The sequence below is a fragment of the Streptomyces sp. NPDC031225 genome, from assembly GCF_055570355.1.
On sequence record NZ_JBVIHJ010000036.1, the window covers coordinates 75,602 to 86,079 of the forward strand.

Annotated in this window: 9 protein-coding genes; 5 read left to right on the forward strand and 4 right to left on the reverse strand. The window is 66.4% G+C overall.

Annotated features, from left to right (window positions below; genetic code table 11):
* The first annotated feature begins 117 nt into the window (after positions 1-117).
* From ACZ48Z_RS41215 to ACZ48Z_RS41225, 3 genes are all read left to right on the forward strand, one after another.
* Positions 118-984 carry an ISL3 family transposase gene (locus tag ACZ48Z_RS41215; protein ID WP_468741059.1) on the forward strand — a complete coding sequence of 289 codons (867 nt, stop codon included), beginning with the start codon at positions 118-120 and terminating at the stop codon, positions 982-984.
* The gene (locus ACZ48Z_RS41220) at positions 926-1,723 is read left to right on the forward strand and encodes a transposase (RefSeq protein ID WP_468741060.1); all 798 of its coding nucleotides are present in this window, start codon (positions 926-928) and stop codon (positions 1,721-1,723) included. Before ACZ48Z_RS41215 ends, ACZ48Z_RS41220 begins: the two co-directional genes overlap by 59 nt.
* Positions 1,724-1,828: 105 nt before the next feature.
* The gene (locus tag ACZ48Z_RS41225; protein WP_468741061.1) at positions 1,829-2,296 is read left to right on the forward strand and encodes a hypothetical protein; all 468 of its coding nucleotides are present in this window, start codon (positions 1,829-1,831) and stop codon (positions 2,294-2,296) included.
* 321 nt (positions 2,297-2,617) lie between these two features.
* Here the strand turns inward: ACZ48Z_RS41225 and ACZ48Z_RS41230 are convergent, their stop codons facing one another.
* Positions 2,618-2,983 carry a hypothetical protein gene (locus ACZ48Z_RS41230; protein ID WP_468741062.1) on the reverse strand — a complete coding sequence of 122 codons (366 nt, stop codon included), beginning with the start codon at positions 2,981-2,983 and terminating at the stop codon, positions 2,618-2,620.
* 389 nt (positions 2,984-3,372) lie between these two features.
* Here ACZ48Z_RS41230 and ACZ48Z_RS41235 point away from each other — a divergent pair, with 389 nt between their 5' ends.
* The gene (locus ACZ48Z_RS41235) at positions 3,373-4,251 is read left to right on the forward strand and encodes a hypothetical protein (RefSeq protein WP_468741063.1); all 879 of its coding nucleotides are present in this window, start codon (positions 3,373-3,375) and stop codon (positions 4,249-4,251) included.
* A 373-nt stretch (positions 4,252-4,624) separates the two neighbouring features.
* On the forward strand, positions 4,625-4,921 hold the full coding sequence (locus tag ACZ48Z_RS41240) for a hypothetical protein (RefSeq protein ID WP_468741064.1): 297 nt from the start codon (positions 4,625-4,627) through the stop codon (positions 4,919-4,921).
* A 98-nt stretch (positions 4,922-5,019) separates the two neighbouring features.
* Here the strand turns inward: ACZ48Z_RS41240 and ACZ48Z_RS41245 are convergent, their stop codons facing one another.
* The 3 genes from ACZ48Z_RS41245 to ACZ48Z_RS41255 all read right to left on the reverse strand — a co-directional run bounded on the left by ACZ48Z_RS41245 (position 5,020) and on the right by ACZ48Z_RS41255 (position 10,019).
* On the reverse strand, positions 5,020-5,952 hold the full coding sequence (locus tag ACZ48Z_RS41245) for a hypothetical protein (protein ID WP_468741065.1): 933 nt from the start codon (positions 5,950-5,952) through the stop codon (positions 5,020-5,022).
* Positions 5,953-6,668: 716 nt separating this feature from the next.
* Entirely contained in the window at positions 6,669-7,457 is a 789-nt protein-coding gene (locus tag ACZ48Z_RS41250; RefSeq protein WP_468741066.1) for a hypothetical protein, read from the reverse strand.
* 39 nt (positions 7,458-7,496) lie between these two features.
* Positions 7,497-10,019, reverse strand: a complete 2,523-nt coding sequence (locus tag ACZ48Z_RS41255) for a helicase associated domain-containing protein (protein WP_468741067.1) — start codon at positions 10,017-10,019, stop codon at positions 7,497-7,499.
* Positions 10,020-10,478: the final 459 nt, after the last annotated feature.

Consider the following 10,478-nt stretch of genomic DNA (forward strand, 5'->3'; position numbering starts at 1 on the left):
GGCGTTCGATTGCAAGAGCCCGGATTCGCGCGAGGCCGCGTACGCCTTCCCGCCTTGCAGCAGAGAGTGACGCTCCGTCAGGTCTGTGCTGGCCCTCTCCGGTGACCGCAACGAGCGGTGACGGTGCTGGTCATGCAGGCCGACGCAATGTTCTGGGACTCGCTCGTGTTCGACGGAATCGACGGCGTGGAGGTCGAAGCGGTGACCGCTGCCTTCGGCACGGTCGATGTCACAGCCAGAGGCCGGGCAGCCGGGGCAGCATGTCCGGACTGCGGCCGCTCCTCGGACCGAGTGCACGACTCCTACCAGCGCAGACTGAAGGATCTACCGCTCGCTGAACAGAGCGTCGTGATCCATCTGACGGTCCGGCGCTTCATCTGCAGCACGGACGACTGCCCGCGTCGTACGTTCGCCGAGCCGTTCGCTCAGTTGACCGCCCCGTACGCGCGCTTCACTACGCGGCTGGGCCGCGTCCTGGAGCGTGTCGGGCTCGCACTCGCCGGACGGGCCGGCGCCCGGCTGACTGCCCAACTGGATTTCCCCGTGGGACAGATGACCCTGCTGCGTAGGGTCATGGCGTTGCCTGACCCGCAGCTCAGCACGCCGCGTGTGCTGGGTGTGGACGACTTCGCCACCCGCCGTGGGCAGACCTACTCCACCGTCTTGACCTGCGGAGAGACCCATCGCGTGGTGGACGTGCTTCCGACGCGCGACTCCGGGCCGCTGGCCGCGTGGCTGGCCACCCATCCGGGTGTGGAGATCATCTGCCGGGACCGGGCGGGTGCCTATGCCGAGGGCGCGCGACTCGGCGCTCCCGCCGCGATCCAGGTCGCCGACCGGTTCCACCTGTGGCAGGGCGTCGGCCGAGCCGTGGAAACCTGCGGTCGCGGCCCACCGCGAATGCCTGAACGGACCAACAGCGCCCATGCGAAAGGACGTTGCGGCGTCGCCCGACGACTCGGTGCGCGGCGGACCGGACCTTGATGGCTGGCGGGCCCAGCGCAAGAAGGCCGCGCACGCCCTGGTCCACGAGCTGCTCGCCCAGGGCCACTCCCGCAGGGCGATCGCCCGGCATCTGGGCTGGGGGCTCAACACCGTGCTGCGCTACGCACATGCTGCCACCTGGCAGGACACCCTGAGAGAAAACCGCCCCCGGCCAAGTCGTCTCGACCCCTACAAGCCCCATCTGGAACGGCGGTTCGCCGCGGGATGCACGAACGTCACCCGCCTGCATCGCGAATTGACCGCCGAGAACGCGCCCGTCACCTACCAGATGGTCCGCGCCTACATTGCCACCCTGCGCGCCGCACTGCCGCAGCCGCCACCCCCGCCGCCGACCGTCAGGCGGGTCACCGGCTGGCTCACCCGTCACCCGTCAACCCTGAGCGAAGACGAGCGCGCCGCGTTGAAGGACGTCCTGGCTCGCTGCCCAGAACTGGATACTGCGGCCGAACATGTCCGCGGCTTCGGCGAGATCCTGGCTCACCGGCTGGGCCCCACGCTTCCCGCATGGATCGAAGCCGTCGATGCCAGCCAGCTGCCCGGCCTCACCAACTTTGCCCTCCATCTGCTCCGAGACCTCGACGCGGTGACCGCCGGCCTCACCCTGCACTGGAGCTCCGGTGGCACGGAAGGCGCCGTGAACCGCATCAAGAAAATCAAGAGGCAGCTCTCCGGCCGTGCCGGATTCGACTTGCTCCGCAAGCTGATCCTGCTCCAATAGCGTCACGCCCAGACTCTGCAGCCAACCCTGGTCACGTCAGCGAGTGTGGTGGGCTGAGAAGATCACCGCGAGACCACAGATTCCGTCGGGACCGCGAAGGACAGAATGTCGGAGAGACCGCCCATAGACCGGGCCGAGGAGCGACTGCACCATGAGCTGAGCCGCGGACAGCAGCCCCTCGCCGAACTGGACTTGGACGAGGTGTGGCTCAGGTTCGTGCGCTTCGGCTCCCAGCGCTTCGACACCGCGGACACGCCAGACGCTGATGGCCTTCTCTTCCAGTACGGGACTCACGCCTTCGAGGGACCGCCCGTCTTCACGCTGGACCTGGCTCGGCAGTTCGAGATCAACAACGCTTCCGACGAGCATGATCATTACATCCAGCTCCACTGCGAACTTCGGTACGAGCCCGTCCCTCAACTTCGGGCGCTGGGGCACTTCGAGACCTGGTTCTTCCACGACACGGACGACGAACTCGACGCCTGGGCCGACGGCCTTGGTCGCCAGGAATTCTGGCCGATCGTCCGCAACTTCCACCCCCAGGAAATCCGGGTCTACCAAGAGCAGGCGTGATCACAGCCGCGAAGCGACCTGCCTTGTGACACTCCGCGACCGCACCCCAAGATCTGTGCCAGAGCCCGAAACTCACCGACAGACCCATGCAGTCCCTCGTGCACGGCACGATGCCTCAGGAATCCGCCGACCGCCTCGCCTGGTGGCAGGCGTACTGGAGGCGTCGCCACCACGCGAGCCCGCCTACCGATCCACCTGAATAGCCCCGGCACCTCTCACTCTTGTTTCCCTGACGGGCAGACAGTTCGCCAGCTGGCGGCGCCACCAGCTCGTGCCGGGTGCCGGGTGCCGGGTGCCGGGTGCCGCGGTCACGGCGATGACCTAGTTGATCATGGTCCCGGTTCGGTGGTGTGGGGTGCGGGAGGCGGGACGTCGGGTGGTGGGGCGGTCGTGGGAGTCCTGGGGGGCGAGGGCTTGGAGGACGGACTGGACGAGGACGACGGCGAGGCCGGCCAGGGCGAGGGTCAGGACGGCGGGCCAGGGGGCGCCGGTGGTGATGAGGGTGAGGGTGCTGACGCTGCCGAGTCCGGCGCCGGGCCAGGGCGGGGACCCGGGACGGGCGGGCCGGGGCCGGTGGAGCGGGCTGCGGAAGGGGGGCAGTTTGCGGGTTGTTGTGCGGGCCGCGCTGCGGATCGAGCATGGTGGACTCCTGCCGAATGTCGGACTTGGCCGGTTGGTGTCCACCACCGTCTGAGGTCGTTGATTGACTCGGTAGCGGGGCCGCCTTTCCTGGCGAACCGAGTCGTCATCTCACTGAACTCAGCCACCGCAACACGGAGACTGCGAGATCATGCCTGTATGGCCACCACCGAATGGACTTTGGCGCCGCAGACTTGGGCAACCGACGGAATTCGTTGACCTGCCGGAACGTGGCTTCCGCTGCGTGGGAATCCCGCGCAGGCGGGCCCGCCTTCCCGCCGATGAGCAGCATGGGCGCGATCGCAGGCAGCCAGGGTGGAAGAAGACCGCGCGCCACTTGACGTCACCGCTGGGGGAGGTGGACGTTGAACGCAGGCACCGTGACTATTCGGCTCTGCAGGGTGGTCTCGGCCCGTCACATCAGGAGGGGGATTTTCATGAGCCCTGTCAATTTTCACTACTTCGCGATGCGTACTCGCACAGGTGGCCAGGCAGGTACTGACAGCGCCGTGAATCTGATCATTACCACTGGCGATAGGGACATTTACGACCACCGCTATCCGGACACCGAGCAGGAAGATCAGGAGCGAGGGCAGGCGAACCTCTACAGGAGGGAAGGGTGGATCGACGACGTCGGCACGACTGCCCGGGTTGGGCTGCTCGGTGACGATGCATGGGAGCCGGAGTTGCTACTCCTCTGGGGCACCCGCGAAGAGGCAGATGACCGCAGTCGACGTATCGTGCCGCTAGCGATCGAAACCGATGTCCAAACGGCGTTGAGCACCAACGATCGCGGCGCTACGCAGTCGATGCCCCTCCGACGTACGGGTAACCCCGAATTGAGAGTTCCCGTCCAACAGCTCCTACTGATTATCGAAACGGTTCAGGACAGCAGCGATCTCGACGCACCCTTCGGTGGCGGTGCAATTTCCGACCCGGACGCTGTCGCCGACTCGGGAACCGAGGATGAAATCAGGCTTCAGATTGTCGCCAACGATGCACTGGTTGTTGACGAGGTGATTGGAGATACCGCCCAGTGGGATCTCGAACCCAACCAGGTCAACATCTACTCCATACCAGTCGCTGTGCCCTTCACGCGGGAGGGGCTCGCTAAAGATGCGATCCGGTTGGGAATTCGCGGCAGCGATGCGTGGCGTCCCAGGAGGCTTTTCGTCTTCGGCCTGTTCGTGAAGGACCGGACCTATGTGATGCCCTTGGTGCATGAGGATCCTTGGGTCCAGGGGAGTCTGAGCAGGGACAGCGGCGAGGGGCAGAGCCAGGTGATCCTGCCGTTGGAGGAAATGCCCTCTCTGTGATCGAGCGGAGAAGGCTTGCGACCTTGGGTGAAATTGAGGTCGGGGTCCGTTTGTCACCTTCGCAGGCGTCCTCGGCCGGCTTCTTCGGCGCGGCGCTGAGCTGGGCGGGGAACTCCTTGGCCAGGTCCGGGTAGCCCGAGTCGTCCTCGGCCTTCACCCTCGGGTGCTGCTCGAACTGGGCAACCGACGGAATTCGTTGACCTGCCGGAACGTGGCTTCCGCTGCGTGGGAATCCCGCGCAGGCGGGCCCGCCTTCCCGCCGATGAGCAGCATGGGCGCGACCGCTGACCTCTCGCAGCGAAGGTTGAGCGTTGTCATCGAAAGTTGAGTGATCGTTTAGGGCTGGCTGTCTGGGGAGACGGTGAGGGAACCGGTGCAGGCGTACGGCGACCCCGTCCTCAACGCCTTTGACCTGGGCTTCTTCGATGGTGGTCGGCGTCATCGGGTGGCGTTGGGGGCCGGGTGGAGCGTCCAGTTCGAGGATGTACCGCCAGCGCGCGTGTTCCGATGGAACAAGGGTGATCGCAGCTTTCCCGGCTGGTGCTACGCGGAGACCACAGGCAGCAATGTGGGCTACGAGTCGCGGTTAGAGCGGCACTGTCTGATCCTGCTGGACTTTGACATCCAGCCTGCTGGCGTCCTCGGTCCTCAAGTCGTCGGACGCAACTGAATGTCGGAGTTTCCATGCTTTCGCCCCCGCAGGGGCCCAGAAGGAACGCGGCCCGAGTACGCGCCAGCGGTGCTGGCCAGAAGCCGCACGGGTCAGGCTCACCCAGGCGGGGGTTGCGCCAGGCCGGGGCTGTCGATGTCCAAGTCGTCGGGCCCGTCCACGAGAGGTCCCATCACCGTTTCACTCTGGCCAGGGAAGGACACCATCGGTACCACCCGAACGACGATCACCTCGGACGCAGATACCTCGACGGGCGGGAGCTGCGGAGCCCTTTCTGGTATCCCGAGGCCAGAGCGTCGGACCTCCGGGGTGGGGCGGTCTGGCAGCGTCGTCATTTGTATAGGGACCTTGACTATCAGCGGCATCTCGTAGGCGGCATGGGTCTGTTCCGGTCCCACCGCCGGGAGGGATGGTCCGGCGGCGCCCGCGAAGTTTCGCACCGAGTCGGCCAGCTCCTGCAGTCCGTCCACGTTGATGTTGTGCACGGCCTCGCCGACGACACGGGTCGCATCGTCGGCGAGGGCCAGGAAGGTGGGGTGCAGGACGTACTTGCCCAGCTTGACCGCCACCTCCCACTTCTCGTTGCCGCGGGCCAGGTCAGTGCAGATGGTGGCGGTCCAGCCTTCGGATGAAGCGTGCGGGAGCATGAGCCGCCCGAGGACGTCGAAGGCGTCGGCCGCCTGGCGCTCGCCAAGATGCGGTACCTCGGCCTGACCCGCCAGGCCGAGGTCGGCCTCTGTCCATCGGTGTGCCAGCGCGTGTACGGCGAGTTGGAGAGAGCTACAGACGAACTCCCTCTGCGCTGCGGCCTCGACCGGCGGGTGGGCTGGCCGGTCGAGACCCAGCATCGCCTGTGTCTGCCCCGCCAGGACGCCGAGAGCCCATGTCAGCCGTTCCTGGTCTGGAGAGCGCCGCCGCAGTTCCCGGGCGGCGTCGCGGGCGGCCCTCAGTACCCCGCGAGCCAGCTGGTCGAAATGCTCAAGCGACGTGGCGGCCCACTGACTGGGGCCCGTCGGGTCGTCGGCGTTCAAGCTGCTCCCCCTTCCCGGCCGGTCCGATGGTACGAGCGGGGAAGGCCGGTAAGCCCAGGATGCCCCGTCTGATGCCGTTGTAGCCCCATCGGCAGTGTCGGAACGGCGGATAGCATGCCTCGGACCGTCACCGCCTCAGTTCTGCACGGTCCGGCACTCAGACTTCAGCGAGAAGCGCTCAGCCTTCACTGCGACAGATCAACCGCAGGCACAACCAACGGAGGCTGGCTGGTCCCCGACTGCGTTTCGTCACCCGGGACGGTCCATTTCGTCGGTAGTCCGACTCTGGTTTGGGAGGTGCAGCGCAGGAGCGGCACCGTTTGGATGACGGTTGTGTCCCGGGAAGTCACTACGTCCGCGCACGCGCACGACCTCGGGCGTACTGCTCTCGCGGCCCATCTCATGGGCGTCGATCACGACTCGGACCTGGACGACCGGCGTGCGGTCGTCCGGTATGCCGGCATGTCGGTCGTGGTCACTGAGGGAAACCTTGAGTGGTACCTCCGGGAACAGGGCTACTACGAAGGCTCGACCGCCCCCGCACTGAGGGCAGTGCTGCCCCAGGATGCGTGCGCAGCTCTGCCAGATCAGCTCCAGGCCGAACTTGGCCGACGAGACTGCCCCGGCCCAACGGCGCACGGTCCCGTCGACCGAACGAGTTGATCAACCGGCCCCTTGTCATGCAGGCCTCAGACACAGGCACTAAGGGGAATGCGTCAGCCACCGATGCCGCGTTCGATCGCGCGTACTGTCTCCTGAGTCAACTGTTCGCTCTGGTTTACAAGGACCAGTAGGGCGTTGACCTTTGCAAAAAAGGCGACGACAGGGTCAAGGAAGCTCGCGTCCATCATCCGTCGGATGAGGTTCGGGCGGCGCAGCAGGGCCCTCTGAGCCGCGTCAGTAGCTGCCTCGACCGGGTATCGGCCTCGCAGCCGTGCCTGCTGTACAGCTGCAAGCATCTCGTTCAGTCGAGCGAGCAGGAACTGTTTGTCGGATTCCTCAAGCGTGGATGCGAGCACCGCCTCCGTAAGTTCGCTGATGAGAGCCGTGAGATCGCGCCCTTCGGCCTCGGTCAGACCAGCCTCTACTTGGGCCCTGCGGAGCTCGCCGGCACACCCTTGCAAGCTATAGATCGCTGCGCTGCGGGCCGTGTCACCGCCATCACTGAAGTTCTGCCATACGTGGGCGATATTGTGGTGGGGCTGCGAAGATGCCTGAAGCCCAGCGTCGACTCCGACCAATGGCTCCAGTAGGTACTCCCGGTGCTGGACATCGGTCACAACGAGGGAAACAGCCTGTCGCACCTTGCCTGGCAGGTCTTTCGCCTCAGCGAGACGACGAAAGAACTCTGCATCTCCTGCTGCGACCGCAGCGTCCTCATAGCTGAGTGCCTTGGCCCATGCGATCCAGTTGCTTTGGTTTGGTCCCAGCTCTTTGCCGACGCGGCAGAACTCAACGAGCAGCGAATGAAGGCGTTCAGCCGGGTTGTCAACGCACTCTGCCACCCGCTCAGCGTAAAGTGATCAATCGAGTTTCGCGCCACTTCACATCAAGTCCAGGCCGAGGGTGGCCAGCTCCGCGCGCCGCTCGGCGGACAGTTTCCCGGCCCGGCGCCGGGTGTTATCGAGCCACGCGCCGATCTTGAAGCTCACTCCGTCCACGACCTCGACAGCCTTCCTCGGCACACGCACATGCCCCTCCCGTGCGTGGAACCGCTGTACCGCGGCGAGGTTGGCCGCCCACCGGTCACCCTGGCTGCGCCGCGCCGGCACCGCGACCTCGTCTTCGTCCGCGGGTTCGATGCCGATGCTCTCCAGCAGGAACCGCTGCGCCGGCACCAACTTGTCCCACCCGGCCCGCTGTCCGACGATCCACGCTCCGAGGTCCTCGCCCTGCACGATCACCTCGCCCGGCTCGGCAGGCAGCGTGCCGCCGGCCTTCACGTGCGCGAGCGCGAGCCGATACGACCGCTGCCAGCCGATCTCCCACTCCGGGCACCACCCGGGATCGATGTCGTCCAGCAACTCCATACGGCTGGGGGAGAGCTCTCCGACGCCGGAGACGATTTCCCCGGCCTCCCGCCGTACGGCGTTCTCACGTGACCTCCGGGCCGCAGCACGCTGGTTCTTAGCCCAGGTGCCGATGGGAAACCCGTCCCCGCCCCAGACCGCCGTGGCGGGCGGCAGGAAGTGGCCGTGGGCATCGGCGTACGAGCGAGCGACGTCCAGACCGGCATCCCACGCGGACGCGTGCACCGACCACACCATCCCGAGCTGCTCCAGCTCCGCGACCCGCTTGGCGTCCAGGGTGCCATCGCGGTAGTACCGGCGTTGATCTGCGACCCATACCCCCAGGGGATGGCCGCCGATGCCCGCCCCCCAGTCCTCAGGCGTGACGTACGTGAACGGCACCCGCAGCGCGCCCTCCCCGGTCTCACGCAGCCACCGCGTCGCGGCCTCGACCCCACGCCGCCAGTACACCTTCTCGGGGTCGATGACCCGCAGCCGCACGAACGCGGTGAGTGCCGCGGGGTCGCGTTCCTCGGTGAAGCGCAGCACCCCCGCCGCCGCGCCCCCGACCACCGGAACGACGTCCTGCTCCTGGACCTCCTCGCCCCCGTCCTCGCCGGCTTCGTCGTCCTGGCCGTCGACGATGTCCTCGCCGCTCCCAGGACCGCCTTCGGACGGCCAGCGGCTGTTGCGCAGCCGGGGATCCGCGAGCGCCTCGATCATCTGAGCATCGTGCGCCCGGAGAGCTCCAAGGACCTTCGACAGGCTGTTGTAGGCATCCGAAGTGAGGAGTTCATTCGCATCTTCGCCCGGCCCGAGGAACACCGGAACGATCAACGTTGCCAGTTTCCCGTGATCGGGATTAAGCCGCAGAGCACGTCCGACCATCTGCACAATGTCGACCATCGAGCCCCGGACGTCCGCAAAAAGGACAGCGTCACACTCGGCAGTATCGACACCTTCCCCGAGCACACGAACGGAAGAAAGCACCCGCAATTCTGCCCGCACATCCCGACCCTCAAAGTCAGGTCCTCCGAGGAATTCAGACGCGAATTCATCCAGCACCTGACGACGATGGCCGGGGGCGTGCTCGCCGTACAGCCAGTCCGCCCACACCTGCTCCACGGGCGGGTAGGCGTCGGGGTCGTCCTCAGCGAGCCGGCCCGCGGTCACCGGGACCGAGACCGCCATCGCCTCCGCCTCACCCACCCGACTGTGGAAGCTGAGGACGCGACGAAAGCGCTCCTGGACAGCAGCGCGCATGAGCCCCGTCTGCACCGCCGCCAACCGCGCCCCACGCACGCCATCCGAGCCGGTGTCCTCGCTCGTCAGCGCCGCGTACAGGTCAGGATCACGGATGTCGAGGCACAGCACCTGATACGGCGCCACAATGCCCCGCCCGATCGCCTCCGACAACGTCAACTTGTAAGCGACCGGCCCGAAGACGGGGGAGCCGTCCTCCATCGACGCCACCATCCGCGGCCGCTCACCCTCCGCCTCCCACACCCGCGGCGTCGCCGTCATGTACAACCTGCGCTCCGCGGGAAGCTGCGCCTGGTCGTGCACGGCCGCCCACGGCTTCAACCCATCCCCACTGGTCCTGTGGGCCTCATCCACGACCATCAGGCTCCAAACCCCCAGGCCAGCGGCGTGCGCACGCTGAAGGACACCCATACCCACCGAGGCGTACGTCGCGAAAACGGTCACGGTCTCCAGCCCGCGCATCCACTCCACGAGCTCCTCAGGATCCGTCGTGCACGGCAGCCCTTGGCTCTCCTCAGCCCGCAGCGAGCAAACCCCGATCATCGCGCCGGACCGGCCCGCCCGACGCCACGCGCCGGCCATCTGCGTCAGCAGATCCAGCGTCGGCACCAGAACGAGCACACGCCGGGCCGAAAGCCGGTGCGCCGACTCTGCGGCGATGAGGGTTTTACCGGAGCCGGTGGCCGCGATTACCTGCGTCCGTAGACCCTCGGGAGGCATATGGCCACCGGGCGGAGTCCCGAGAATGCGGACCACATTATCTACGGCCTCAACCTGATGTGGACGCAATTCCATCTGAGTCACGGAGCCTCGCATTCTCGGAGCCCTGGAGGGAATCGACTGCTATCCCAGAATCGATCCGGGATCCCAAAATGACGACCTGTACCGAGTGAATTCACGAAGGGATAGGTAGTCTATGCTCATCCCAGAGTCTAGCCGATGACAAGAGTGACGCACCACGTTTAGGGGGAGTGTCCGAAACGTGATCAGAGGTGACCGAGGAGGCAGCCCTGATGCAGCGTCACGCGACCGACCCCCGCCCCTTTGCCGCCGCGATTTTCCTGACGTGCCCGGAGGGTGCGTCAGGTCCCGTACTGGACTGCGGAGCAGGCCTGTACGGGACGATCCGGCGGAGCCGGATCACCGGATCACGGAGTGATCCGGTAGGCGGAACGGAGTTCCGCCGCTATTCCGGCGAAGCCGGAATCCGCCGCGTAGCGGCGGCGCGTCGTGTCTGCGGAGCAGACCGCGCGC